The sequence below is a fragment of the Rhizobium sp. SG_E_25_P2 genome (assembly GCF_029892285.1).
GTDB lineage: Bacteria > Pseudomonadota > Alphaproteobacteria > Rhizobiales > Rhizobiaceae > Rhizobium_E.
Genome location: NZ_JARXVM010000009.1, coordinates 157,792 through 182,406, shown reverse-complemented (window position 1 = coordinate 182,406; position 24,615 = coordinate 157,792). Strand labels below are relative to the sequence as shown.

General features: G+C 62.1%; 24 protein-coding genes. 19 read left to right on the top strand and 5 right to left on the bottom strand.

All coding sequences use genetic code 11. From position 1 onward, the window contains the following. Nucleotides 1-11: 11 nt before the first annotated feature. Nucleotides 12-1,112: a sugar ABC transporter substrate-binding protein gene (locus M2360_RS14450; protein ID WP_280775905.1), complete on the bottom strand. Its 1,101-nt coding sequence runs from the start codon at nucleotides 1,110-1,112 to the stop codon at nucleotides 12-14. A 277-nt stretch (nucleotides 1,113-1,389) separates the two neighbouring features. After that, entirely contained in the window at nucleotides 1,390-2,607 is a 1,218-nt protein-coding gene (locus M2360_RS14445; RefSeq protein ID WP_280775904.1) for an MFS transporter, read from the bottom strand. A gap of 159 nt (nucleotides 2,608-2,766) precedes the next feature. On the opposite strand from M2360_RS14445, the gene M2360_RS14440 reads away from it, so the two are divergent. From M2360_RS14440 to M2360_RS14415, 6 genes are all read left to right on the top strand, one after another. Further along, complete coding sequence (locus M2360_RS14440; protein ID WP_280775902.1) at nucleotides 2,767-3,564, top strand: GntR family transcriptional regulator; 798 nt, start codon at nucleotides 2,767-2,769, stop codon at nucleotides 3,562-3,564. Nucleotides 3,565-3,801: 237 nt separating this feature from the next. Further along, nucleotides 3,802-4,884 carry a pyrimidine utilization protein A gene (rutA, locus tag M2360_RS14435; protein WP_280775900.1) on the top strand — a complete coding sequence of 361 codons (1,083 nt, stop codon included), beginning with the start codon at nucleotides 3,802-3,804 and terminating at the stop codon, nucleotides 4,882-4,884. A 163-nt stretch (nucleotides 4,885-5,047) separates the two neighbouring features. Further along, complete coding sequence (locus M2360_RS14430) at nucleotides 5,048-6,418, top strand: amidase (protein ID WP_280775898.1); 1,371 nt, start codon at nucleotides 5,048-5,050, stop codon at nucleotides 6,416-6,418. Beyond that, complete coding sequence (locus M2360_RS14425) at nucleotides 6,415-7,740, top strand: amidase (RefSeq protein WP_280775896.1); 1,326 nt, start codon at nucleotides 6,415-6,417, stop codon at nucleotides 7,738-7,740. The genes M2360_RS14430 and M2360_RS14425 overlap by 4 nt, the downstream gene beginning before the upstream one ends. Continuing rightward, nucleotides 7,722-8,582 (top strand): isocitrate lyase/PEP mutase family protein, encoded by an 861-nt coding sequence (locus M2360_RS14420; protein ID WP_280775895.1) that lies wholly within the window; start codon nucleotides 7,722-7,724, stop codon nucleotides 8,580-8,582. The genes M2360_RS14425 and M2360_RS14420 overlap by 19 nt, the downstream gene beginning before the upstream one ends. 11 nt (nucleotides 8,583-8,593) lie before the next feature. Then, entirely contained in the window at nucleotides 8,594-9,217 is a 624-nt protein-coding gene (locus M2360_RS14415; protein ID WP_280775894.1) for an isochorismatase family protein, read from the top strand. Nucleotides 9,218-9,220: 3 nt separating this feature from the next. Here the strand turns inward: M2360_RS14415 and M2360_RS14410 are convergent, their stop codons facing one another. Further along, nucleotides 9,221-10,246, bottom strand: a complete 1,026-nt coding sequence (locus M2360_RS14410) for a bile acid:sodium symporter family protein (RefSeq protein WP_280775893.1) — start codon at nucleotides 10,244-10,246, stop codon at nucleotides 9,221-9,223. 48 nt (nucleotides 10,247-10,294) lie between these two features. Here M2360_RS14410 and M2360_RS14405 point away from each other — a divergent pair, with 48 nt between their 5' ends. From M2360_RS14405 to M2360_RS14390, 4 genes are all read left to right on the top strand, one after another. Further along, on the top strand, nucleotides 10,295-11,152 hold the full coding sequence (locus M2360_RS14405; RefSeq protein ID WP_280775892.1) for a LysR substrate-binding domain-containing protein: 858 nt from the start codon (nucleotides 10,295-10,297) through the stop codon (nucleotides 11,150-11,152). Between the two features lie 68 nt (nucleotides 11,153-11,220). Further along, entirely contained in the window at nucleotides 11,221-12,366 is a 1,146-nt protein-coding gene (gene argE, locus M2360_RS14400) for an acetylornithine deacetylase (protein WP_280775891.1), read from the top strand. Nucleotides 12,367-12,476: 110 nt separating this feature from the next. Further along, nucleotides 12,477-12,842 (top strand): metalloregulator ArsR/SmtB family transcription factor, encoded by a 366-nt coding sequence (locus M2360_RS14395; RefSeq protein WP_280775889.1) that lies wholly within the window; start codon nucleotides 12,477-12,479, stop codon nucleotides 12,840-12,842. Continuing rightward, nucleotides 12,839-13,369 carry an SRPBCC family protein gene (locus M2360_RS14390; protein ID WP_280775888.1) on the top strand — a complete coding sequence of 177 codons (531 nt, stop codon included), beginning with the start codon at nucleotides 12,839-12,841 and terminating at the stop codon, nucleotides 13,367-13,369. The genes M2360_RS14395 and M2360_RS14390 overlap by 4 nt, the downstream gene beginning before the upstream one ends. A 17-nt stretch (nucleotides 13,370-13,386) precedes the next feature. Here the strand turns inward: M2360_RS14390 and M2360_RS14385 are convergent, their stop codons facing one another. Beyond that, nucleotides 13,387-13,869 carry a YchJ family metal-binding protein gene (locus M2360_RS14385; RefSeq protein ID WP_280775887.1) on the bottom strand — a complete coding sequence of 161 codons (483 nt, stop codon included), beginning with the start codon at nucleotides 13,867-13,869 and terminating at the stop codon, nucleotides 13,387-13,389. Between the two features lie 79 nt (nucleotides 13,870-13,948). Next, the gene (locus M2360_RS14380; RefSeq protein WP_280775885.1) at nucleotides 13,949-15,178 is read right to left on the bottom strand and encodes an NAD(P)/FAD-dependent oxidoreductase; all 1,230 of its coding nucleotides are present in this window, start codon (nucleotides 15,176-15,178) and stop codon (nucleotides 13,949-13,951) included. A gap of 277 nt (nucleotides 15,179-15,455) precedes the next feature. Between M2360_RS14380 and M2360_RS14375 the strand changes: the two genes are divergently transcribed. The 9 genes from M2360_RS14375 (at nucleotide 15,456) to M2360_RS14335 (ending at nucleotide 24,595) form a co-directional block, all read left to right on the top strand. Next, the gene (locus tag M2360_RS14375; RefSeq protein ID WP_280775961.1) at nucleotides 15,456-15,872 is read left to right on the top strand and encodes a RidA family protein; all 417 of its coding nucleotides are present in this window, start codon (nucleotides 15,456-15,458) and stop codon (nucleotides 15,870-15,872) included. Nucleotides 15,873-15,879: 7 nt separating this feature from the next. Then, nucleotides 15,880-16,557, top strand: a complete 678-nt coding sequence (locus M2360_RS14370) for a DUF1028 domain-containing protein (protein WP_280775884.1) — start codon at nucleotides 15,880-15,882, stop codon at nucleotides 16,555-16,557. An 18-nt stretch (nucleotides 16,558-16,575) separates the two neighbouring features. Then, the gene (locus tag M2360_RS14365; protein WP_280775960.1) at nucleotides 16,576-18,057 is read left to right on the top strand and encodes an aldehyde dehydrogenase; all 1,482 of its coding nucleotides are present in this window, start codon (nucleotides 16,576-16,578) and stop codon (nucleotides 18,055-18,057) included. Nucleotides 18,058-18,303: 246 nt separating this feature from the next. Next, the gene (locus M2360_RS14360; RefSeq protein WP_280775883.1) at nucleotides 18,304-19,131 is read left to right on the top strand and encodes a phosphogluconate dehydrogenase C-terminal domain-containing protein; all 828 of its coding nucleotides are present in this window, start codon (nucleotides 18,304-18,306) and stop codon (nucleotides 19,129-19,131) included. Nucleotides 19,132-19,233: 102 nt separating this feature from the next. Next, nucleotides 19,234-20,175, top strand: coding sequence for a D-ribose ABC transporter substrate-binding protein (locus tag M2360_RS14355; RefSeq protein WP_280775882.1), 942 nt, complete (start codon nucleotides 19,234-19,236; stop codon nucleotides 20,173-20,175). Between the two features lie 123 nt (nucleotides 20,176-20,298). Continuing rightward, nucleotides 20,299-20,937 (top strand): DUF2291 family protein, encoded by a 639-nt coding sequence (locus M2360_RS14350; RefSeq protein ID WP_280775881.1) that lies wholly within the window; start codon nucleotides 20,299-20,301, stop codon nucleotides 20,935-20,937. A gap of 1 nt (nucleotide 20,938) precedes the next feature. Beyond that, a complete protein-coding gene (locus M2360_RS14345) occupies nucleotides 20,939-22,480 on the top strand; it encodes a sugar ABC transporter ATP-binding protein (RefSeq protein WP_280775880.1) in 1,542 nt (513 codons plus the stop codon). Next, entirely contained in the window at nucleotides 22,480-23,544 is a 1,065-nt protein-coding gene (locus M2360_RS14340) for an ABC transporter permease (RefSeq protein ID WP_137155065.1), read from the top strand. The genes M2360_RS14345 and M2360_RS14340 overlap by 1 nt, the downstream gene beginning before the upstream one ends. A gap of 16 nt (nucleotides 23,545-23,560) precedes the next feature. Continuing rightward, nucleotides 23,561-24,595 carry a Gfo/Idh/MocA family oxidoreductase gene (locus tag M2360_RS14335; protein WP_280775959.1) on the top strand — a complete coding sequence of 345 codons (1,035 nt, stop codon included), beginning with the start codon at nucleotides 23,561-23,563 and terminating at the stop codon, nucleotides 24,593-24,595. Nucleotides 24,596-24,615: the final 20 nt, after the last annotated feature.

The following is a 24,615-nucleotide window of genomic DNA, read 5'->3' as shown; positions in this document are numbered from 1 at the left end:
TAAATGCCGCCTTACTTCAGCTTCCAGAGCTTGCGGAAACCATCGAGATGGGCGTCGCCATAACCATCGTTGAAATTGGCGGGCACGCCGGCGGTCTGAATGTTGCTCTCGTCAAACACCAACAGCGGCACGTTGAGCTTGGCCACTTCCGGCTGACCGCACATCATGCGCATGATGTTGTCGATCGCAGCATAACCGGCCCAGCCAAGGCTCTCGCCGACATCCATCTGCACCTGTCCTTCACGCACCATGTCGAGCACGAAGGGCGTGCCGTTGAAACTCGCCAGTTTGACCGCGCCTTCGGAGCCGGTGATGCGCAGGGCGGGTACGACGAATTGCGACATCGAGTCATAGATCGGCAGGATGTAGTTGATGCCCGGATCGGCCAACAGCGCCGATTGCACGCCAGACTGGATCTTGGTAGCCCATTCGGACACCGGCACGTCGAGATGTTGCTGTTTGCATTCGGGGCACAACGCCTTCAGTTCGTCCTGGATAGACTTGACGAAGGGGATGGAGGGAAGCACGTCCGACGAGCCGATGATCAGCACGTTCGGCTTGCCCTCGGTCTTCACATAGGCCCAGGCAGCGAGCAGTTTTCCGGCGCCGGTGAAATCCACCTTGCCGGAATAATCGACGCTCGGCGCGGACGTCTGGGTCACATCGTAAAAATGCGTGGTGGTGATCTTGAGGCCCGCGCCGCGCGCCTCGGCCAGTTGCGGGCCGAGCCATTCTGGATTGAGACCGCCGGCGATATCGAGCACGTCATATTTCTGGCTGATCGCCTGCGACACGCCCTGGATCCACTGGTCGCTCTTGAGCTGGTTGTCCCAGGTCGTATAGGTGAAGCCGACCTCCTCAGCCGCCGACGCCATCGCCTTCTGCAATTCGACATTGAAGGGAATGGTCATCGAAATCGGGATCGACAGAACCTTCTTGCCGGCCATGCAGGCTTTGGCGTCGAACGCCTCGCCGGGCGGCGTGAACACCGGCATTTTCTGATATTCCGCGATGATCGCCTTGGCGTCCGCCATCGGATCGGCCGACGCGGCGAGCGGCGCCGCACCCAAGAAAGCTATGGAGATCAACGAGGTGGTGAAAAGCAGGCGCATGGTCGACATTTCCCTCTGTGGTTCCGGTGTTCCGGCGTTTTCTGGTCAGGCTTTTTCATCGCCTTTCGTCTTTAATGTACGTACATAGTCGAGCGATCGTCAACCGTGTTTTGCCGATATTTTTGCAGCGCACAATTTTGCGGCGTCTGCTGACTTTCTCGACATCGGCGGGATTATTTCTTGATCACTCGCAAGCGTAAAGACCCCGCACAACGACAAAACGGCGCCCTTATTCAGGACGCCGAACTCGATCTTTTGTACGTACTTTTAAAAACGCTTAAACAGAGACACGGCAGCGCCAGGCCGCCACCATGCCAAGGAAGCCAAAACCGGAAAATGCAAGAAAGCTTGCGCCGTAGTGCCCGGTGAGGGCGTAGAGCGCCGCAAAACTGGACGGGCCGACAATGACGCCGATGAAAGTGTAGACCAGGACTCCGCCCGTGATCGCCCCAACGCGGCCTTCGGGCGCGTTATGCGCCACCTCAGCCAGCAAAACCCCGTTCCAACCGATCGTGACGCCGCCCATGGCGATGAATAGCGCGGCCTGCAGGGCGTGCGGCATGGCCGCGAGCCAGAACAGCGCGGCGTAACCCATTCCGCCCAGCAATCCGAGCAGCGAAAGAGTCACGAAGCCGCCGCCCAGCCGATCCGCGGCCACTCCCCAGAAAATTCGCCCCGTGGCGCCGGCGAATTGCATGCCAGCCGCCACAGCGCCTGCAGCGAGCAGGGACCAGCCGGCGTCGTGGGTCAGCGTCACGACAGCAAAGGCCGACACCGACAATTGCATCGCCGAATAGGCGAAACCGAGAATGCTGAGCGCGCGCAAGCGCTTGTTTTTCCAGATCAGCGCCTGTTCCTCGACCAGCGCCTTGCCGAGCGAGCCCGCCTCCGCGCGACGCGGCGCTTCCGCTGCATGCGTCAGCCACAGCAAGCCCATCGTCGCGATGGAGGCAAGGACGCCTGCGAGCAGCGCCAACCTCCAATCCATGTATCTGGACAGGAATGGAAAAGCGAAACTGGCGACGATTCCGCCAAGCGGAACACCGGATTGCTTGATGGAGAAGATGAGATTGCGCTTGCTGGGGGGAGTCACCCGGCTCAACATTTCCGATGCGGCCGGATTGTTGAGCCCATAGCCCAGACCGATGAACAGAGACGCGACTATGATCGCTGGAATCCATGCTGCGGCGACGCCCGCAAATCCGAGTGCGAAACAGGCGAGCGCGGCTTGCTCCACTCTCACCGGCCCATAGCGCTGCACCAGAGTCCCGGCAATGGCCGAGGAAAACATGCCTGAAGCATAGATCAGGCTGATCTGGTAGCCGATCCAATAGGCGCCGACGTCGAGATCGGCGGCAACCGCTGGCGCGATCGCGGTCAACGCCAATACGCTCGCGGTGGCGACGATCTGGATCAGCGTGGCGGTGGAGAGGGTTTGAAGAAGAGACGAAGCCCGCCGTTCGGGGACCTCGCTCTCCGCTGCGATATCGGACATTCTGGAAATTCGCCCTGTAGGATATTTGCTTATGTACGTACTAAACGATGAAGCGCCCGACATCAAGGCGCTCACGCCAGTTTCACGAACTCACATGAATTTGTTTGCATTCCCAAGAAAAAGAAGGTTCAAAGGCCGCGCACGAGGCATGATCGTTCTATGAACTCGATACCAACGCTCACCAAACCAGAAGAACAGAACCCGCCAACGGGAAAAGGCTGGAAGCCCGAACTCGACACGGCGCCGCTTTATCTTCAGGTCGCGCGCCATATCGAGAACAAGGTCAACAATGGCGATTATCCCGTCGGTTCGTTGCTGCCCACGGAAAACGAGTTGGCGGAGGCGCTCGGCGTCAGTCGCCAGACCGTTCGGCAAGCCATCGGCACCCTGCGCAACAAGGGTCGTCTGTCCGCTCGAAAAGGCGTTGGCACACGCGTCGAGGCCGGCTTCAACCCCGAGCGAACCCGGTTTATCGCCCATTCGCGCGCTGAATTGTTCGAGATCGCCGCTGAAACCGAATTCGTAATCACCTTCAAGGAAGAGATCTCGGCACAGGGTCGACTGGCCGTGGATCTGGGTTGCAGGCCTGGGCGCAAGTTCTTCCATATGGGCGGAATCCGTTATCCCACCAATCGCAGCCGTCCGTTTTCGTGGAATGAGGTCTATGTCGACGCCCGGCTATCGGCGGCGGTGAAGGACATAGACGTCGCGCGCAGCGCCATATTCCACTATATCGAGCAATATACCGGCGAAAAGATCCAGGAAATCGAGCAGGACATCAAGCCGATGGCGCTGACCGAGGACATCGCCACCCGCCTTGGCGTCAAGACGGGGGATCTGGCCTTGGTCGTCACCCGCCGCTATTACGGTTCTGGTCGCCGCTTGCTGGAATACGCCTTCCAGGTCCTCCCTGCGGAACGCTTCACCTATACCACGACGCTCCGCGCCGAAAACTGACCCTTCCCCACACGCTTCGCTTTCCAGACGCGCCTCACGCGCGACCGTCGCCTATTGTTCATTCAACCTGATGCGATCATCGGCGCCGGGGTCCGCATGGATTTCAGGCGACTGCACATGATTTAGGCGCGCACAAAGAAGCGTCATTTTTAGGCTGGACAGCTCCAAAAAATTTTGCATTAGTTCGTACATACAGTCTCGCGCTTCCGACAATACTGACGAAAAGGGGAACCTAAAATGGATATTGGCGTCTTCATTCCCATCGGCAACAATGGCTGGCTCATCTCCACCGCCGCGCCGCAATACAAGCCGAGCTTCGAGCTCAACAAACAGATCGTCCAGAAGGCCGAGAGCTATGGCCTGGATTTCGCGCTTTCCATGATCAAGCTTCGCGGCTTCGGCGGCGAAACCGAATTCTGGGACTACAATCTCGAATCCTTCACGCTGATGGCGTCGCTCGCCGCCGTGACCGAGCGCATCAAGCTGTTCGCTTCCACCGCCGTGCTGACGCTGCCGCCGGCGATCGTGGCGCGGATGGCGACCACGATCGATTCCGTCGCGCCCGGTCGCTTCGGCGTCAACATCGTCTCCGGCTGGCAAATGGCGGAATACGACCAGATGGGCATCTGGCCCGGGGACGACTATTTCGGCTACCGCTACGATTATTCGACCGAATATGTGCATATCATGAATGAGCTCTGGTCTACGGGCGAATGCACCTTCGACGGCAAGCACTTCACCATGAAGGATTGCAAGATGCGGCCGATGCCCGAGCACAAGATCGAAATCGTCGCGGCAGGCCAGAGCCCGCGCGGCATGGAGTTCGCCGCTCAATATGCCGACTACAATTTCGTGCTGGGCTCGGGCATCAACACGCCCACCGCCTATGCGCCCAACAATGAGCGGCTGATCGCCGCCGCCGCCAAGACCGGCCGCGACGTCGGCTCCTATGTGTTGTTCATGGTGATCGCCGACGAGACGGATGAGCTGGCCAAGGCGAAATGGGAAAGCTACCGCGCCGGCGCTGATGTCGGCGCGCTCGCCTGGATGGCGGATCAGGGCTCGAAAGACGCCAATGCCGACGCCTCCTCGACCGCAAAATCGATCAACCTCCCGGAAGGCGCCGTCAATTTCAACATGGGCACGTTGGTGGGCTCCTATGCGAGCGTCGCGCGCATGCTCGACGAAGCCGCGACCGTTGCCGGCACCAAGGGCATCATGCTGACTTTCGACGACTTCCTGATCGGTCTCGACCAGTTCGGGCAGCGTATTCAGCCGCTGATGGAAAGCCGCAGCGCCCTTAAAATCGCCGCGGAATAGGCCGGTGTCGCGGATGCGGGTGTCGGACACGGGACAGGCGCAGGGCCCCCTTGATGGGCGGGATCCGACGCGGGCGGACCTTCCCTTTCGTCGACCGCCGCATCCGCTTCATGTCATGGGCCTGCCGACAATAGCGGCGCCCTTGACGCGACCGATGCGCGACATGGGGATCGCAGATCTCCTGTCCGCCTTCGCCTCCGCGTCCTACACGCCCCTGGATTATGTCGCCGAACTCGTCGCGGCGATCGAGGCGTTGCCAGCAGGAACCCAGTCGGTGCTGCGGCTCACACCGGATGCGCAAGCCGCGGCAGATGACAGCAGCCGTCGCTGGGCGGCGGGACGACCGCGACCGCTGGAAGGCGTCCCTTTCGGCGTCAAGGACATTATCGACGTCGCCGGCGCAGGCGTGACCTGTGGCTCATTATTCACCGGTGACCGCATTGCTGCAGCGGACGCGCATGTCGTGAGCCGATTGCGAGCGGCGGGCGCCATTCCCATGGCCATCACCGCCACCACTGAATTTGCCGCCGGCTCGCCGCATAATCCACGCTTTGGCGCGGTGCATAATCCTTGGGACGAAACGCGCTGGACGGGCGGATCCTCGACTGGGTCCGGGGCGGCGCTCGCCGCGCGCCTGATGCCTTTCGCGCTCGGCACCGACACCGGCGGCTCGATCCGCGTTCCGTCCTGCTGGTGTGGAACCACCGGTCTCAAGCCGAGCAGGGAGCTTGTCTCGCGCCGGGGCGTCGCGCCTCTGTCCTGGACACTCGATCATGTCGGGCCAATGGCTCGAAGCGCGGCCGATATTGCCCGCGTCCTGCCCTTCATGACGGCGGAGCCAGATCCCTCGGTCATTGCCGGATGCGCGACGCTCTCGGCGCAGCCGCCCGGCCGGCCGTTGAGGATCGGCGTGCCGCAGACCTGGTTCACCGAGCGCGTCGATCGCTCGGTGCTGGAGAATTGGGGCATAGCGCTGAAAGTGTTCGACGCGCTCGGACATCGGCTGATTGACATGCCGCCGATCGACATCGCCCCCTGGCACGAAGCCGGCTGGATCATCCTGCAGAGCGAATTGGCGGCGCTCCAGCATGATCGTCTCGACCGCGCCGAGCTTTTCGATCCTGGACTTCTCGTCAGGCTCCGCAACGGCCTTGGTTATTCGGCCGTCGACTACATCTCCGCGCTGCAGGCAAGGATCGACGCCCAGGCCGCGTTGGGCGCCGCGATGGCGGAGGTCGATGTGATGATCACCCCCGGGATCGGCGGGGAAGCAGGCAGGCTCGATACGATGACGGTCGACATCAACGGCGAGGCGGTCGCCTTTCAGCATATCATTTCGCGCAACACCATGATCTTCGACGTCACAGGCTTTCCGGCGCTCATGGCGCCATCGGGTTTCGGCGCCGCAGGATTGCCGACCGGCATACAGATTATCAGCCGGCCAGGCGAAGATGTTCTGTGTCTGGAGGCGGCCATCGCCTTTCAGAATGCGACCGATCACCATAACGCCATGCCTCCGGGGGCCGGACTGTGACGTCAAACGCTGTTCCGCTTCACGGATTGACCGCAACGGAGGCTGCGTCGCGTCTGCGGGCAGGGGATTTAACCTCCCGTGACCTCATCGCAGCCTGTCTCAAACGGATCGCTGCGCGGGATGGCGCGGTCAAGGCTTGGCTGGCGATCCATCCCCGCGCCCTTGAGATGGCGGAAGACGCAGACGCCGTTCCCCTGAGCAAGCGCGGTCGGCTTCATGGCCTCCCGGTCGGCGTGAAGGACGTGTTCGACACCAGGGATCTGCCGACCACACATAACTCGCCGCTCTTTTCGAATTTCCAGCCTGCGGCTGATGCCGCTCCGGTCGATCTCCTGCGCGCAGAAGGCGCGATCATTCTCGGAAAGACCGACACGACGGAATTCGCCGCAGCCGGACGTGACGCCGCGACGGGAAATCCCGTCGATTTGACGAGAACGTCGGGCGGCTCATCCGCCGGGTCCGCCGCCGGCGTGGCGGATGGACATGTTCCGCTGGCGCTCGCCACGCAGACTGGCGGCTCGACCATCCGGCCGGCCTCCTTCTGCGGCGTCTACGCGTTCAAGCCGTCTTTCGGACTGGTCAGCCGGGAAGGGGTGAAGACTTACGCCAACAGCCTCGACACTATCGGTTGGCACGCCCGCTCCGTCGAAGATCTTTCGCTCCTCGCCGGCGTTTTCGGTCTGACCGAGGCAATCCGCCCATCCAAGGGCTCCCAAGACCTATCAATCGCGATCGCCCGAGGCCCGCATGCCGAAAAGCTCGATGGCGACGCCCAAGCCGCGCTCGCAGCTGCCGGGGACCGGTTGCGCGAGGCGGGATGGGACATACGCCATCTCGAACTTCCGCCGTCCTTCGCCGAACTCGATCATCACCATCGCACGATCCTGCATCGCGAGGGCGCCGCCGCCTTCCGCAATCTTGCCCGCCGTTTCGGCGCCGATCTGCATGATGATTTTCATCACCGGGTGGAAAACCGCGACCGGCGCTCGCTCGCCGATCTCCGCGCCGCCTATGACGCCGCAGCAGAAGCGCGGGTCGATTTCGATCTGCTGGCATCCGATTTCGACGTGGTGATCGCGCCCAGCGCTCCAGGTTTCGCGCCGGTTGGACGACGGCCGGGCGATCCCGTGTTCAACGCCATCTGGACGCTGCTCGGCGTTCCCGCATTGCATGCGCCGCTTTCCGGTTTCGCTCTGCCGATCGGCGTCACCCTGTTGGGTCCGCGTTTTTCAGACCCTTCGCTCCTTGCCGTCGCGGCCCGCATCGCGCCGGTCCTTAATGCCCATAAGCCCCTGGAGTTCGCATGGCAGATCCCGCACTGAAACTGGCGCTCACGGAAAAACGGTTCATTCTCGCCCCAGGCGTCTATGAACTGATCTCAGCGCTCATCGCCGATACGATGGGATTTCCAGCCCTCTACGTCACCGGTTACGGGACCGTCGCCTCCTATCTCGGCATTCCCGACGCCGGAATTGCAACTTATCGCGATATGATCGAGCGCATCGCCCAGATCGTCGCGCGCACGAAGACGCCGGTGATCGCCGACGCAGACACCGGCTATGGCGGCCTCCTGAATGTGCGCCATACTGTGCGGGGCTACGAACAGGCCGGCGTCAGCGCCATCCAGCTGGAAGATCAGGAATTTCCGAAGAAATGCGGCCATACGCCCAATCGCCGCGTCGTGCCGATGGAAGACATGGTGCGAAAGATCCAGGTCGCCGTCGACAGTCGTACAAGCGATGATTTTCTGATCATCGCCCGGACGGACGCGCGCACCGGCCTCGGTCTTGCGGAGGCGATCCGCCGCGGCCAGGCCTATGCGAAGGCCGGCGCCGACATCATTTTCGTGGAATCGCCAGAGAGCGAAGAGGAAGTCCGCGAGATCGCCGCCGCCATCGACAGACCTCTGCTCGCCAATATGGTCAATGGCGGGCGCACCCCGCTGATGCCGGTCGAAACGCTCAAATCGCTCGGTTATGGCGTAGCGATCTACCCGGCGCTTGGCTTTCTCGCGCATGGACAAGCCGTTCGCGCCGCCTATCGGGATCTTCTCGACAATGGCGTCACCACCGATGCGGTGGATCTCTATCCCTTCAAGGACTTCAATACGCTTTTGGGCTTCGAAGACGTCTGGAGCTTCGAAAAGACCTATGCGGAAACCTAAGGAACGCCGACATGGATGCCGATCTCAAGGAAAATTACGCTCGCGCCTATGACAACCGCATCGGCTTCGGCAAGAAGCCGGCGCTGGTTCTGGTCGATTTCGTTCAGGCCTATTTCGAACCGTCCAGCCCACTTTACGCAGGGGTGGACGCGGCGCTTCAAAGCGCGCTGCGCATCCGCGCCGCCGCGCGTGTGAAAGGCGTCCCCGTCATCATCACGGGCGTCGTGCTGCATCCCACGGGTCTGGATGGCGGCCGCTTTTTCCAGAAGGCAAAGCCGCTCGCCTCGTTCACGGCCGGCAATCCGCTCGGCGCATGGCCCGCCGGACTTGTGCCTGAAGCCGATGAATTCGTGATCTCCAAGCAATATCCCAGCGCCTTCTTCGGCACGTCGCTTGCGCCGCTCTTGACCTCGATGGGCGTGGACAATGTCGTCCTCACCGGCCTCACCACCAGCGGCTGTGTGCGGGCGAGCTGTGTCGACGCCATGTCGCATGGCTTCATCACCACTGTCGTCGCCGACGCCTGCGGCGACCGGCATCCCGCCCCGCATGAGGCCAATCTGTTCGACATGAACGCCAAATATGCCGATGTGGTCTCGGAAGCGGAAGTCCTCGACTTCATCGCCACGCTTTAAACCTCAGGCGGCGGCGGGCTCTGGCGCCGAACGACGGCGCGCCGCCGCATAGCGCTCGGCGATCACCGCGCACGCCATCAGCTGGATCTGATGAAACAACATGATCGGCAGCACGATAGAGCCGATCATCGGCCCGGCGAACAGGGCGTTGGCCATGGGCACGCCGCTCGCCAGGCTCTTCTTGGAGCCGCAGAAGACGATGACGATCTCGTCCTCGCGATTGAAACCCAGCGCCTTCGATCCCCAATAGGTCAGCGTCAGCACCAAAGCGAGCAGCAGCATATCGATCACCGCGACAACAGCGAGATCGCGCAGCGAAAAATCGCTCCAGACGCCCTCGATCACCGCATGGCTGAAGGCCAGATAGACAACCATCAGGATCGAACCGCGATCGACGGGCAGAAGGAGGTTCTTCTTCGACCGCACCCAGTCGCCGACCCAGGGCTGCACAATCTGACCGACCACGAAAGGAGCCAGCAATTGCAACAGGATCTTTTCGAGACCGCCCAACGAAAATCCGCTGCCGCCATTGCCGAGCGAGAACAGGAAATAGACCAGAAGCGGCGTCAGGAACATGCCGATGATGTTTGAGGCCGAAGCCGAGCACACCGCCGCCGGCACATTGCCGCCCGCCATGGAGGTGAAGGCGATCGACGACTGCACCGTGGACGGCAGGACGCAGAGATAAAGCAAGCCGAGATAGAGCGGCTGCGGCAACAGGCTTTCCGGCAGAAAGCCGAGCCCCAGCCCGAGAAGCGGGAAGACGATGAAGGTCACCGACAAGATCACCAGATGAAGCCGCCAATGCAGCATGCCCTTGATCACCGTCTCGCGCGACAGGCGCGCGCCATGCAGGAAGAACAACAGCGCAATGGCGATGTCGGTGGCGACCCCAAACCAATCCGCGAAAGCGCCGCTCGCCGGCAGCAACGAGGCAACAATGACGGTGGCGATGAGCATCAGCGTGAAGCTGTTGGGAATATAGCGGCGCATGACGAAATCCTTGTGATCGCGCCAATTGTCTTTCATCACATTTCGCAATACAAGAAATAACACTCATTGTAGATTCCGATAACCATGCTCGACCTCTCGCAACTCCGGTCTTTCGTCGCCGTCGAAGAGACGGGCAGCTTCACGCTCGCCGCCGAGCGGCTGGGTCTCGGCCAATCCACCGTCAGCCAACATATCCAGAAGCTCGAAACGACAGTCGGGCGAAAGCTGCTGTCGCGCGACACGCATCGGGTGGCGCTGTCAATCGACGGCGAGGCCATGATCGGCTATGCCCGCGACATGCTGGCCATCGCCGACCGGGCCGAACGCCATTTCCGCGCTGGCGATCTTCGCGGCCGCATCCGCTTCGGCGTCTCCGAAGATCTGGTCAACAGCCAGTTACCGCTCATCCTTGAAGGTTTCGCCCGTTCGCATCCATCCGTGGATCTCGAACTAACGGTCGCGCTCTCGGGTCCACTGTTCCAGATGCAGGAAAATGGCGAAATTGATCTGGTGCTCGCCAAGCGGCGATTGGGAGAAACACGCGGCGCACTGCTGCATCGCGAACCGCTGGTCTGGCTGGCCCGCGATCCAGACCATGCCCTCATGCAAGTCCCTTTGCCGCTGATCGCCTTTCCATCGCCGAGCGTCACCCGATCGATCGCGCTCGAAGCCCTGACCGCCGCAGGCGTCGCTTGGCGGATCAGCTGCACCTGCGGCAGTCTGAGCGGGCTGACCGCAGCCGCAAAGGCAGGAATGGGCGTGTTCGTACAGCCGCGCAGCCTCGCGCCGTCTGGACTTCGCGAAATCCCCACTGGGCGTCTTCCCGAACTCGAGGATGTCGAATTCGTGCTTGTCGAGCGGCGAGGGGCTGACAAGGCGCTCACCTCGGCGCTCACCGAAGAAATCATGCGCAAGGCGATCAATCTGCGCGCGGCGCCCTGACGTCGCGATGCGTCCTTGCGTCCGCCATGGTCGCAGCGGTAGTTTGCGGCAAACAGGAATCGCCTCGCATGACCAGCGCCTATGACATTCTCGACCGATTGATCGCTTTTCCGTCCGTGAGCCGAGACGGCAATATCGATCTGATCCGCTATATCGCCGATGCGCTGGCGGCGGCCGGCATTCCCTCCCGATTGTTCCCACACGAGAATGGCGACCGCGCCTCGCTTTTCGCCACGATTGGACCGGAAGGGCCGGGGGGCATCGTGCTCTCAGGCCATACCGACGTCGTGCCGGTCGATGGCCAGGCCTGGACGGTCGATCCCTTCCGCATGAGCCGCAAGGGCGACCGCTTCTATGGACGCGGGACCACGGATATGAAAGGCTTCATCGCCTGCGCCATGGAAGCAGCGGCAGCCGCCACCGAGCGCCGGCTAACCCGTCCGTTGCATCTCGCCTTTTCCTATGACGAAGAAATCGGCTGCGTCGGCGTTCGCCCGATGCTGGATGAATTGGCGACTGCCGGCATCGATCCGGAATGGGTGTTGATCGGCGAACCCACCGCCATGCAGGTCGCCACCGGCCATAAGGGCAAGACCGGCGTCAAGGCCTATTGCACCGGCCATTCCGCCCATTCGGCGCTGGCGCCCACCGGCCTCAACGCCATCTATATGGCGACAGAGCTTCTGGCGGAAGTGCGCGCCATCCAGGCCGATATCGAGGCCTCCGGGCCCCGCGATGACGATTACACCGTGCCCTACACCACGCTGCATGCCGGCGTGATCCAGGGCGGCACCGCGCTCAACATCGTGCCCGACGCCTGCCGTCTCGATTTCGAAATCCGCAACCTCGCCGGCGACGATCCCTTGGCCTATATGGCCAGACTTTTCGACAAGGCCGAGCGGATCACCGAAGAGGGACGGAAGCGTTTCCCGGAAACCGGCATTCGCCTCGACATCTTCAACACTTATCCGGGCCTCAATGTCGATCCGCGCGGCAAGGCGACCGAGACGGTGAAATCGCTCTCCGGCGGCCAGCAATTCAAGGTCTCTTTCGGCACGGAAGGCGGGTTGTTCGAACAGGCCTTCGGCGCGCCTTCGATCGTCTGCGGCCCCGGCGATATGGAGCAGGGCCACAAGCCCGACGAATTCATCGAACTCAGCCAGATGGAGGCATGCCGGACGATGCTCGGCAAGATCCTCGATCGGCTGTCCTGACCTTTCATTCCAGCGCAGCATAAGCCAACCGCAACGCGGCTGGCGCAGATCGGGATTTTTATTCAACCAATCGGTTGACAATTAAGCGCCGATCAAAAATATTCAACCACATGGTTGAACATCACACACAACAGATAGATTTGATCTTCCACGCTCTGTCGGACGCGACGCGCCGAGGAATGCTGGCCGCACTCGCCTCGGGCGAACGCAGCGTCGGTGATCTCGCCGCGCCGCATGACATGTCGCTGGCCGCGGCCTCCAAGCACATCAAAGTGCTGGAAAGCGCGGGGCTTCTCCGCCGCGAGGTGAGAGGGCGCACCCATGTCTGCCGGCTCGACCCCGGCCCATTAGCGCGCGCGCATGAGTGGCTGGCGATCTATCAGCGTTTCTGGACCGATCGTCTCGATGTTCTCGAAAATCTGCTGCGGACGGACCGCGGCGGCGATGGAAATGCAACAGAGGGAGAGACCCGATGAATGAGCATGCCAAACTGAACGCCTACGCCGCCGTCGTCGAACAGGCGACTTTGAAACTCGAACGCCTGCTGCCCGGCCCCGCCGAGCGCGTCTGGTCCTATCTCACCGACAGCGAGCTGCGTCGCCAATGGCTGGCGTCCGGGCCGATGGATCTCACGATCGATGGGCCCATGGAACTGGTCTGGCGGAATGACGAACTGACTGACCCGCCGGGCGCGCGGCCGGAAGGTTTCGGCGAAGAGCATCGCATGCAGAGCCGGGTGACGGAAATCGACCCGCTGCGCAAACTGGCCTTCGCCTGGGGACCGGGCGAAGTCAGCTTCACGCTGGAGCCGAAAGGTGAGGATGTGCTTCTGACGGTGATCCACAAGCGCATCAGCGACCGCGCCAATATGGTCAAGATCGGCGCCGGCTGGCACGCCCATCTCGACATCCTCAAGGCGCGGCTGGAAGAGGCTGACCCCAAACCCTTCTGGGACGTCTGGTCGAGCCTGCGCAACGAATACGAGACGATGATCCCGGCGTAAAGCTCAGGGGCCTGCGCTCAGCCGGCCCCGCAGCATTTCTTGAATTTTTTTCCCGATCCGCACGGGCAGGGATCATTACGACCCGGCGCGGAGAAGGTAGGCGCGGATGCGCGCGAGATATTGCCGCGCATATAGCGCCATCCATCCGCAAGCCTTTGGAATTCCGATGTTTCTGTTTGCGAAAACAGCCGACCGCCCTCGCGATAGCGAACAGCAAATCGCACGGTCCCTGCCGCATCCTCTTCACCGCCATTGACGGTTTCCTCGATCGTCAGGCCCAGCCATTCCGTGTTTGCGATCGACCGGCCGAGCGAGAGGCGATCAAAGGCGAGCCTCGCGTCGCCGGCGCAGGTTCGTTCGATATAATCGAGATCACCGCGTGTGAAAGCCGTGTAGCGCGACCGCATCAGACCTTCGGCGGTCGGCGCCGGCTTGCCGGCCAGATAAGGGCCGCAACAGGATATCTCGAACTGGCCGGAGCCGCAGGGACATGCGATCATGAACGCCTCGCGCGTGAACTGACATCAGCCCTTAGCGCCTTACCCGGACCTTGGCCAGACGCACTCACGAAGTCCCCGCTCAGCCCTGACGCGCGGCGATCTGCTCGGCCAGATATTTTGCGTCGTGCCAGACGCCCCAGATAAAGGGCGAGGCGCGGCGGGAGAGCCAGGCAAGGCCGAGGAAATAGAAACCGGGGACGGCGGAGACGCCCCGGCTATGGGCAGGCCGGCCCTTTTCGTCCATCACGTCGAATTTAAGCCAGCCAAAATCGAGCACATAGCCCGTCGCCCAGATGATCGAGGTGACGCCAGCCTCAGCAAGATCGAGATCAAGGATCGGGTTCTTCACGCAATCGGGCTCGGGGCCGATGATCCGCGCTTGGGGCTCTTCCGGGAAATCCAGTCCTTCGCGAGCGATATGCGCGTCGGCGGCATCGAGCACCGAGAGATAGTCAGCATCGCCCATGGCGATGTTTTTCGCCAGGTCATCGGCGAAATGCAGCACGCCCGACTCATAGGATTGGGCGCGACCGACCAGCGTGATGCCCTGGGCGGCGAGTTCGCGGAAATCCACAGTATGACCGCCGCGTGCGCCGCTCACGGCAATGGTGACATGTTCAAGCGCGGGATCGTTGGCCTTGACGTCCCAGAGGCCGAGCGCGCCGAGCCACCAGACAAAATCCTTGCCGCGATAGCTGCGGGGCGGCCGGTTGTGCGGGCCTACCGCGAGATAGACCTTGCGGCCGGCGCGCGCCAGTTCATCGGCGATCTGTACGCCCGAGGAGCCGGCCCCAATCACCAGCACGCCGCCATCAGCAAGTTGTGCGGGATTGCGATAGGATGAAGAATGGATCTGTGCCACCCCGCTATCATCAGGCACAAGGGCGGGAATAACAGGCTTCTGAAACGGGCCGGTGGCGGAGACGACGTTCCGCGCTTCGAAGACGCCCTCGCTGGTCTCGGCGATGAAACCCGAACCGTCAGGCTTGCGGCGGAGCGCCGTGACCTCGACGCCGCACCGAACAGGGGCGCCGAAGTGTTGTGCATGAGCTTCGAGATAGCTGACAATGCTGTCCTTGCCCGCAAAACCGTCGGGATCGATATCATCGAAGCTCCGGGTCGGAAAACGGTCATGCCAAGCAGGTCCGTTGGCCACCAATGAATCCCAGCGCTCCGAACGCCAGCGCTCGGCAATGCGATTGCGCTCCAGCACGAGATGAGGGACGCCGGCGCTACACAGGTGCTCGCTCATCGCGAGCCCGGCCTGGCCAGCGCCGATGATGAGTGTGTCAATCGTTTCTACCGTCATGGCGGGCTCCTTCGTGACCGGGACGAGAAAAGGCTAGTCGAAGGGGCTGCTTCGGGAAATGATGATTTATCTGTCATCTGATTTTGATATTTCGAACCAGCGGACGCAATCACCGTTCGCCCACATCATGCCATAGTCGACTAAGCAAGGCGTTGATTGCTTCGGTTTTCCTGACGCAACGAACAAGGAAAGCGTTCTTTCCTCAATCCGGAACATAAGGTCCAATAACAGCCTGCCTCGCCCCGGCGGGGATCGCCAACCGAAGAATGGAATGACCATGCCCATCCACAAGCGCATCCGGATGTTCAACACAAAGGACACCTATCCCGAACAGAAGCTCGACAACGATCTCTGCCAGGTCGTGGTCGCACGGGGTACCATGGTGTTCGTTCGCGGCCAGATCGGCCAGGACCTCGACACCAGCAAGAATGTCGGCATCGGCGATGTCGAGGCGCAGACCGAGCAGGCGATGAAGAACATCAAGATGCTGCTTGAGGAAGCCGGCTCCGAACTTGGCCATATCTGCAAGATCACCATCTATCTGGTTGACCCGCGCTATCGCGAAACCGTTTATCGCGTCATCGGCAAATGGCTGAAGGGCGTCTTTCCGGTGTCGACAGGCGTGGTGATCTCGGCGCTCGCCCGGCCGGAATGGCTGGTCGAAGTGGATGTCACCGCCGTCATTCCGGATTGAGCGCGCCATGACCTTCTCGATCCTCGGGCGCTGCAAGACCACCGGCCAGCTTGGCATGGCCATCTCCTCCTCGTCTCCTGCGGTCGCCGCCCGCTGCGCCCATGCCCGCGCCGGGGCCGGCGTCGTCGCCAGCCAGAACATCACCGACCCCGCGCTCGGGCCGAAGGGGCTCGACCTGCTCGCAAAGGGTCTAGCCGCAGACGCTGCGATGACGGCGCTTCTCGACGGTTATCCGCATGCGGAGTGGCGCCAGATCGTCATTCTGGACGCAAAAGGGCAATCCGCGCTGTTTTCCGGCGCCCAGGCGCTCGGCGTTCACGAGATGGCGCAGGGGCGCGATTGCGCCGCAGCCGGCAATCTGCTTGCCAATCCCTTCATTCCCAAGCGCATGGTCGCGGCGTTTGAAGCGGCAGAGGGCGATCTCGGCGACCGGCTGCTCGCCGCCATGCAGGCGGCGCTTGAGGCGGGCGGGGAGGCGGGGCCGGTTCATTCCGCCGGCCTGCTGATCGTCGATCATGTCAGCTGGCCTGTCGCCGACCTCCGCGTCGATTGGGCCGAAGAGGATCCGATCGGCCAGCTCGCCGATCTCTGGCGGCTCTACAAGCCGCAACTCGACGCCTATGTCACCCGCGCGCTCAATCCCTCGGGCTCGCCGAGCTACGGCGTTCCCGGCGACGAAAGATAAGGAGCGTATGCCATGACCATGACCCTCGCAGACTGGAAAGCAGCCGCTGAAAAGCTGAGCGTCCGCAACAAGGCCTTCATCGACGGCGCTTTCGTTCCGGCGCTCTCCGGCAAGACTTTTCCGAGCGTCAATCCAGCGACGGAGGAGGTGATCGCCGAGATCGCCGCCTGTGACGCCGAGGATATCGACCGCGCCGTCAAAGCCGCACGCGCCGCCTTCGAGGACGGTCGCTGGTCGGGCAAGACGCCGGCTGAGCGCAAGGCGGTGCTGTTGAAGCTTGCCGATCTCATCCGCGACAATCTCACCGAATTCGCGCTGCTCGAAAGCCTCGACATGGGCAAGTTGGTGACGGATGCAGCCGCCATCGATGTGCCGGGCGCGGCCGGTGTGTTCCAGTGGTTCGCCGAAGCCATCGACAAGATCTATGACGAGATCGCGCCGACAGGTCGCGGCAATGTCGCGATGGTCAGGCGCGAAGCGCTGGGCGTCATCGGCGCTGTCACGCCCTGGAATTTCCCGCTCGATATGGCCGCATGGAAATGCGCGCCGGCGCTCGCCATGGGCAATTCGGTGGTGCTGAAACCGGCCGAGCAATCGCCGTTGTCGGCCCTCTTCCTCGCAGAACTCGCACTTGAGGCGGGCGTGCCGGAAGGCGTCTTCAACGTCGTGACCGGTTTCGGCGAGACCGCCGGCAAGGCGCTCGGCCTGCATGAGGATGTCGATTGCATTACTTTCACCGGCTCCACCGAAGTCGGCAAATATTTCCTCGGCTATTCCGCCCAGTCCAATATGAAACAGGTCTGGCTGGAATGCGGCGGCAAGAGCCCCAACCTGATTTTCGACGATTGCGAGGATTTGGACGCCGCAGCCGACATGGCCGCCTTCGGCATCTTCTTCAATCAGGGCGAAATCTGCTCGGCCAATTCCCGCCTGCTCGTCCAGCGCGGCATCGCAGACGCCTTCCTTGAGAATATGAAGGAGCGCGCCGCGCGCTATGTGCCCGGCGATCCGCTCGATCCGGCCTCGACCATGGGCGCGATTGTCGATGGCCGCCAATGCGACCGGGTTCAGGCCTATATTGAACACGGCAAGACCACTGCCAAGCTGATCGCAGGCGGAGAGCGCGTGACGGTAGCTGGCAAGGGCCACTTTATCCAGCCGACCATCTTTGCCGACGTCGATCCTGACAATCGCCTGTCGCGTGAAGAGATCTTCGGCCCTGTGCTGGCCGTGACGGTGTTCGACACCGAGGAAGAAGCCGTGACGCTCGCCAATGACACGATCTATGGCCTGGCCGCCTCCGTCTGGACGTCAAACCTGTCGCGCGCCCACAGGCTGATCGATGTCCTGAAAGTCGGCACTGTCTCCGTGAACACCGTGGACGCCCTGTCTCCGATGACGCCGTTCGGAGGCTTCAAGCAATCCGGCGTTGGACGTGACCTGTCGCTGCACGCCTTTGACAAATTCTCCGGCCTCAAGACCGCCTGGATCAAATACTGACTGTTTCTCCCGCCAAGCCTTGCCCGCCGGCTGCAATCCGGCGGGTTTTTTGTGTTCGCACAAAATAATCATTACCTCATTGACTCATCATACCAGTTGCTTTACCGATCCTCGCCAGAGTGAGGAGCGGCGCCGTCGGGAGAACGGCAGCCTGGGAGGCCTCCGCCGCAGCGTCGGCGGATAGCGACCCTCTGCGCCCAAAGCGCCGCCCCTCCAAATGGACACAGCAAAGACGGAGACGGCACAATGACGGCGATCGCGCTATTCGGAGCAGGCGGAAAAATGGGCTGCCGCCTGGCGAAAAATCTCAAGGGATCGCGTTTCGACGTCCGTCACGTCGAAGTCAGCGACGCCGGCAAAGCTCGGCTTGCCAATGAACTGGGCGTCACGGCCGTTGACGCCGACGCAGCACTCGATGGCGCCGATGTGGTGATCCTGGCGGTGCCGGATACCGCCATCGGCAAGGTCGCGCATTCGATTTCCGACAAGCTCAAGCCGGGCGTGATGGTCGTGGTGCTCGACGCCGCCGCCCCCTTCGCCGGCCATCTGCCGGAACGCACCGACCTCACTTATTTCGTCACCCATCCCTGCCACCCGCCGATCTTCAACGATGAGACCGACATGGCCGCCAAGAAGGATCACTTCGGCGGCGTGCACGCCAAGCAGCATATCGTGTCTGCGCTGATGCAGGGTCCGGAAAGCGAGTATGCGCTCGGCGAGGAAATCGCCAAGACGATCTGGGCGCCGGTCATGCGCTCGCATCGCGTCACCGTCGAACAGATGGCGCTGCTGGAGCCCGGTCTGTCCGAAACCGTCTGCGCCTCGCTGCTGGTCGTGATGAAGGAAGCCATGGACGAATGCGTCCGCCGTGGCGTGCCCAAGGAAGCGGCCCGCGACTTCCTGCTCGGCCATATGAATGTGCTCGGCGCGGTCATTTTCGAAGAGACGCCCGGCGTGTTTTCCGACGCCTGCAACAAGGCGATCGAATTCGGCAAGCCGGTGCTGATGAAGGACGACTGGCTGCGCGTCTTCGAGCCTGAAGAAATCGCCGCCAGCATTCAGCGCATCACCTGAGGCTTCGCGCCACAGACAAGCGGGCGTGGAGGCGTCCGCTTGATGACTACAGGACACGGCCGACGCGCCGCGCCAAAACCTGTTCAAGAGGAGGAGAACATTATGACACTGACCCGCAGACTGACGCTTGCCGGCTTCGCCGCCATCATGGCGGCCACCACCGCCATGCCGGCCTTCGCCGCCGATCTCATCGCCATCATCACCCCCAGCCACGACAACCCGTTCTTCAAGGCGGAAGCAGTCGGCGCGGAAGCCAAGGCCAAGGAACTCGGCTATGACACGCTGGTGCTCGTTCATGATGACGACGCCAACAAGCAGTCGCAGCTAATCGACACGGCCATCGGCCGGGGCGCAAAAGCCATCATTCTCGATAATGCCGGCTCGGAAGCCTCGATCGCCGCCGTCAAGAAGGCCAAGGACGCAGGCGTCCCCTCCTTCCTGATCGACCGCGAAATCAACGCCACCGGCATCGCCGTCTCCCAGATCGTCTCCAACAACTATCAGGGCGCGCAGCTCGGCGCGGAAGAATTCGTCAAGCTGATGGGCGAGAAGGGCAATTATGTCGAGCTTCTTGGCCGCGAAGCCGATCTCAACGCCGGCATCCGCTCCAAGGGCTATCACGACGTCATCGACGACTATCCGGAGATGAAGATGGTCGCCCAGCAGTCGGCCAATTGGAGCCAGACGGAAGGCTATTCCAAGATGGAAACCATCCTGCAGGCCAATCCGGACATTCAGGGCGTGATCGCCGGCAATGACACCATGGCCATGGGCGCGATCGCCGCACTCCAGGCCGCCGGCCGCAAGGATGTGATCGTGGTGGGCTTCGACGGCTCCAACGACGTGCGCGACTCCATCAAGGCGGGCGGCATTAAGGCCACCGTCATGCAGCCGGCCTATGCGCAGGCCCAGATGGCGGTGACGCAAGCCGACGAGTTCATCAAGACCGGCAAGGGTCCGGCTGAAGAAAAGCAGCTGATGGACTGCGTGTTGATCAACGCCGACAACGCCGACAAGCTCGAAACCTTCGCGCTCAAGGACTGATCTTTCCCAAGGCCGCCTTACGGCCAACTTTGCGCGGGGGCGCCGTCCAGCATCCCCGCGCCTTTTCCCTTCATTCCGGGCCGTTTGCCGGCCCATCATTGGTGTACACGACCGGAGCGCGCCATGTCCCGACATCACGCCTTCATCGCCCTTCTGGCGCTGACTGGGCTCACGCTGGCCGGATGCAAATTCGTCAAGACCGCGGACCAGCAGAAGGAAGCAGCCGCCGCCGCCTTCGATCCAGACCGGCAGGTGGCCGAGATCTGGGACAGCAAGGTCGCACCCTATTTCGACAAGAAATCCGCGCCCTATAAGGACGTGGCGGCCCTTGTCGCCTCCGATCCGGACGCCGCTAACAAGACCTATGGCCATAAGGAAAAGCAGGGCAACGCGCCCTGGACCTATGTCGCCAAGGTCGACGGCGTCATCGTCAAGGCCGAGACCAAATCCCGCGCCGGCTATGTCGACGTCGATGTCGACGGCGACCAGAAGGCGGATGTGCGCGTGGCGATCGGCCCGGCCATTCGCGGCACAGCGCTGCGCGACGCGCTGGATTTCGTCGATTTCAATTCCTTCCGCAACCAGATCGAATGGGCGCAGTTCGGCAAGTCCTTCAACATTCATGTCAACAAGCTGACGCTGGAAAAGCTGCCGCGCGACACACTCGTCGGCAAGACGGTGAAGGCGTCGGGCGCCTATCCGCAGCCGTCTTCGGGCCAGTTGCCGCAATTCGTGCCGGCGACGATCACGTTCGGAGGCTGACATGGACGCTTCCCAGGACGACGTCATCCTCGAACTGCGCGACGTCACCAAAGCCTATTCCGGCATTCTCGCCGTCAAGAAGGCCAATCTCAAGCTCAGGCGCGGCGCGGTCAATGTGCTGGTCGGCGAAAATGGCGCCGGTAAATCGACGCTGATGCGCATCATCGCCGGCGTGGAGCAGCCGACGCTGGGCGAGATCTGGATGGATGGCGAACGCATTTCGCTCTCCTCGCCCGCCGACGCCGTCAAGCATGGCATCGGCATCGTCTTTCAGGAACTCAACCTGTTCGGCAATCTCACCGTGGCGGAAAACATCTTCGCCACCCGCGAGATCACCCGCGGCCTGCGCGGCATCGACCACAAGGCGCAGGTCGACAAGGCCAACGCTTTCCTTAACCGACTGGAAGCCGGCATCTCCGCCGAGACGCTCGCCGAAGATCTGCCGATCGGACAGCAGCAGCTGGTGGAAATCGCACGCGCGGTTTCGCTCGACACCCGCATCCTGATCATGGACGAGCCGACCTCGGCCCTGTCAGCCGCCGAGGTCGACATTCTCTTCCGGGTCATCGCCGAACTGAAGGCGCAGGGCGTCGCCATCGTCTATATCTCGCACCGGCTCGAAGAGCTGATGCGCATCGGCGACTACATTACTATGCTCAAAGACGGCCAGATTACCGGCCAGGCGCTGGTGAAGGACATCGACACCCGCTGGATCGTCCGCTCGATGATCGGCTCGGACGCCAAGGATTTCGCCAAAGCCACGGATCACAAGATCGGCGGCGAGGCGCTGCGCGTCGAGGAAATCTGCCTGCCGCGCGCCCAGGGCGGCTATGCCGTCGATCACGTGTCGCTCACGGTGCGCAAAGGCGAAATCCTAGGCATTTACGGCTTGATGGGCGCGGGACGCAGTGAACTTTTCGAATGCGTCATGGGCCGTCATCCCCTGTCGTCGGGCCGGATCTTCATCGATGGCGCGGAACTCACGGCGCCCGACACCACGCGCCGCATCCAGAAGGGGCTCGCTCTGATCCCCGAGGATCGCCAGCGCGAAGGCCTCGTGCAATGCCTGTCGATCGCCGAGAACCTGACGCTCGCGAGCCTCGGCCAGTTCGTGAAGGGACTGTTCCACATCGATCTCGGCAAAGAAAAGCAGGCGATCAAGGACTCGATCCGCAATCTCGCCATCAAGGCGCCGAACCCGGATTTCGAAGTCACTTCGATGTCGGGCGGCAATCAGCAGAAGGTCGTGATCGGCAAGGCGCTGATGACCGGGCCGAAGGTGCTCTTGATGGACGAGCCGTCGCGCGGCATCGATGTCGGCGCAAAGGCCGATGTCTTCCGCACCATGCGCCGGCTGGCGGGCGAGGGGCTCGCCATCCTGTTTTCCACCTCCGATCTCGAAGAGGTCATGGCGCTGTCGGACCGGATCGCCGTGATGAGCAACGGCCGACTGGTGACGATCCTTGATCGCGCCGCCGCCACCGAGGAGGCGATCATCGCCGCCTCCGCCGAAGGACATAAACAAAGAAGGACGCTTCACTGATGACCGCCGCCGCCAATGCCGCAACGGGCGCGAGCCCAGTCTCCGGATCGCTGCTCCTGACGCTCATGAAACTGCGCACTTTCATCGCGCTGTTTGCCGTGATCGCCTTCTTCTCGATCTTCGCCCCGAATTTCCTGTCGACGGCGAATATGATCCTGATGTCCAAGCATGTGGCGCTCAACGCCTTTCTCGCCATGGGCATGACCTTCGTCATCGTCACCGGCGGCATCGATCTCTCGGTCGGCTCGATCGTCGGCCTCTGCGGCATGGTGGCGGGCGGACTGATCTTGAACGGCATCCAGCTTCCGATCGGCTACACCGTCTATTTCAACATTTTCGAAGTGGCGCTGATCGTGCTGGTGGTCGGCGTGTTCATCGGCGTCATCAACGGGCTGTTGATCACCAAGCTCAATGTCGCGCCCTTCATCGCCACGCTCGGCACGCTCTATATGGCGCGCGGCGCGGCGCTTCTCTATTCCGACGGTCAGACGCTGCCCAATCTGGTCGGCAAGCCGGAACTCGGCAATGAAGGCTTCGGCTTTTTGGGCGCAGGCTATATTCTGGGATTGCCGACATCCGTCTGGCTGCTGATCGCGGTAGCGCTGGCCGCCGCCTATTTCGCCCGTTTCGTGCCGCTCGGCCGGCATATCTTCGCCGTTGGCGGCAATGAGCGGGCGGCCCGCATGTCCGGCATTCGCGTCGACCGGGTGAAGATGTTCGTTTATATGTTTTCCGGCTTTTGCGCCGCGATCGTCGGGCTGGTGATATCGTCGGAATTGATGGCTGCCCATCCGGCCACCGGCAATTCCTTCGAGCTCAACGCCATCGCGGCGGCCGTGCTCGGCGGCACCTCGATGTCAGGCGGACGCGGCACGATCGGCGGCACGATCATCGGCGCTTTCGTGATCGGTATTCTCTCGGACGGACTGGTGATGATGGGCGTCTCATCCTTCTGGCAGATGGTCATCAAGGGTCTCGTCATCATCGTCGCGGTCGTGGTCGATCAGGCGCAACGCAAATTGCAGCAGCGCGTGACGCTGATGCAGATGGCCAAGGCCGGCTGAGCAGGGGAGGGCGATGATGCCGACATTCAAGGGCGCGTTGATCGGCTGCGGCTTCTTCGCCGTCAACCAGATGCATGGCTGGCGTGACGCCGGCAATGTCGAGATCGTCGCGATTTGCGACCGCGATCCGGAACGGCTGAAGATTGTCGGCGACCAGTTCGGCGTCGCCAGACGCTATCAGGATGCGGAGACTATGTTTGCCGATGGCGGCTTCGACTTTGTCGACATCGCCACCACCGTTTCCAGCCATCGGGCGCTGGTGGAGCTTGCCGCCCGGCACAAGATCCCGATGATCTGCCAGAAGCCCTTCGCGCCGACGCTGGATGACGCCAAGGCCATGGTCCGCGCCGCCCGAGACGCCGGCGCACCCCTGATGATCCACGAGAATTTCCGCTGGCAGACGCCGATCCTGGCGGTCAAGGCTGTGCTGGAGTCTGGCGAAATCGGCGAGGCTTTCTGGGGCCGCGTCTCCTTCCGCTCCGGCTTCGACGTGTTTTCCGGCCAGCCTTACCTGGCCAAGGGCAAGCGCTTCATCATCGAGGATCTCGGCATACATTCACTCGACATCGCCCGCTATCTGTTTGGCGACGCCAGCCGCATGACGGCGCGCACCAGGCGCATCAATCCCGCTATCGCCGGCGAGGATGTCGCCACAATGCTGCTCGATCATGCAAACGGCGTCACCTCCGTCGTCGATGTGTCCTACGCCTCGAAGCTGCCGGAAGAGCCGTTCCCGGAAACCTTCGTCGAGATCGACGGAACCGAGGGCACGCTCCGGCTCGGCAAGGATTATCGCCTCACCGTGCATGGCCGATCGGGAACCAGAATTTCCACCGTCGCGCCCAACCTGCTGCCCTGGGCCTCCCGCCCCTGGCACAATATCCAGGAAAGCGTATCGCTGATCCAGAAGCACTGGATCGAGCGGCTGGTCGCAGGGCAGGCGCCGGACACCTCCGGCGACGACAATCTGAAAACCTTCGCGCTGGTCGAGGCCGCCTATCTCAGCGCCGAGACCGGCAGACCGATCGATCTCGCGGATCTCCTAGGCTGACCCCCTGTTGCAATCCATGA

What these genes read in the sequence shown, in the direction of transcription:
- M2360_RS14385 (WP_280775887.1), bottom strand. Translation starts at nt 13,869, where the DNA reads ATGATCGCATGTCCCTGCGGCTCCGGCCAGTTCGAGATATCCTGTTGC.
- M2360_RS14370 (WP_280775884.1), top strand. Translation starts at nt 15,880, where the DNA reads ATGACCTTCTCGATCCTCGGGCGCTGCAAGACCACCGGCCAGCTTGGC.
- M2360_RS14445 (WP_280775904.1), bottom strand. Translation starts at nt 2,607, where the DNA reads ATGTCCGATATCGCAGCGGAGAGCGAGGTCCCCGAACGGCGGGCTTCG.
- M2360_RS14440 (WP_280775902.1), top strand. Translation starts at nt 2,767, where the DNA reads ATGAACTCGATACCAACGCTCACCAAACCAGAAGAACAGAACCCGCCA.
- M2360_RS14345 (WP_280775880.1), top strand. Translation starts at nt 20,939, where the DNA reads ATGGACGCTTCCCAGGACGACGTCATCCTCGAACTGCGCGACGTCACC.
- M2360_RS14380 (WP_280775885.1), bottom strand. Translation starts at nt 15,178, where the DNA reads ATGACGGTAGAAACGATTGACACACTCATCATCGGCGCTGGCCAGGCC.
- M2360_RS14405 (WP_280775892.1), top strand. Translation starts at nt 10,295, where the DNA reads ATGCTCGACCTCTCGCAACTCCGGTCTTTCGTCGCCGTCGAAGAGACG.
- M2360_RS14430 (WP_280775898.1), top strand. Translation starts at nt 5,048, where the DNA reads ATGGGGATCGCAGATCTCCTGTCCGCCTTCGCCTCCGCGTCCTACACG.
- M2360_RS14395 (WP_280775889.1), top strand. Translation starts at nt 12,477, where the DNA reads ATGGTTGAACATCACACACAACAGATAGATTTGATCTTCCACGCTCTG.
- M2360_RS14355 (WP_280775882.1), top strand. Translation starts at nt 19,234, where the DNA reads ATGACACTGACCCGCAGACTGACGCTTGCCGGCTTCGCCGCCATCATG.
- M2360_RS14450 (WP_280775905.1), bottom strand. Translation starts at nt 1,112, where the DNA reads ATGCGCCTGCTTTTCACCACCTCGTTGATCTCCATAGCTTTCTTGGGT.
- M2360_RS14350 (WP_280775881.1), top strand. Translation starts at nt 20,299, where the DNA reads ATGTCCCGACATCACGCCTTCATCGCCCTTCTGGCGCTGACTGGGCTC.
- M2360_RS14410 (WP_280775893.1), bottom strand. Translation starts at nt 10,246, where the DNA reads ATGAAAGACAATTGGCGCGATCACAAGGATTTCGTCATGCGCCGCTAT.
- M2360_RS14360 (WP_280775883.1), top strand. Translation starts at nt 18,304, where the DNA reads ATGACGGCGATCGCGCTATTCGGAGCAGGCGGAAAAATGGGCTGCCGC.
- argE (WP_280775891.1), top strand. Translation starts at nt 11,221, where the DNA reads ATGACCAGCGCCTATGACATTCTCGACCGATTGATCGCTTTTCCGTCC.
- M2360_RS14340 (WP_137155065.1), top strand. Translation starts at nt 22,480, where the DNA reads ATGACCGCCGCCGCCAATGCCGCAACGGGCGCGAGCCCAGTCTCCGGA.
- M2360_RS14390 (WP_280775888.1), top strand. Translation starts at nt 12,839, where the DNA reads ATGAATGAGCATGCCAAACTGAACGCCTACGCCGCCGTCGTCGAACAG.
- M2360_RS14420 (WP_280775895.1), top strand. Translation starts at nt 7,722, where the DNA reads ATGGCAGATCCCGCACTGAAACTGGCGCTCACGGAAAAACGGTTCATT.
- rutA (WP_280775900.1), top strand. Translation starts at nt 3,802, where the DNA reads ATGGATATTGGCGTCTTCATTCCCATCGGCAACAATGGCTGGCTCATC.
- M2360_RS14365 (WP_280775960.1), top strand. Translation starts at nt 16,576, where the DNA reads ATGACCCTCGCAGACTGGAAAGCAGCCGCTGAAAAGCTGAGCGTCCGC.
- M2360_RS14415 (WP_280775894.1), top strand. Translation starts at nt 8,594, where the DNA reads ATGGATGCCGATCTCAAGGAAAATTACGCTCGCGCCTATGACAACCGC.
- M2360_RS14375 (WP_280775961.1), top strand. Translation starts at nt 15,456, where the DNA reads ATGCCCATCCACAAGCGCATCCGGATGTTCAACACAAAGGACACCTAT.
- M2360_RS14335 (WP_280775959.1), top strand. Translation starts at nt 23,561, where the DNA reads ATGCCGACATTCAAGGGCGCGTTGATCGGCTGCGGCTTCTTCGCCGTC.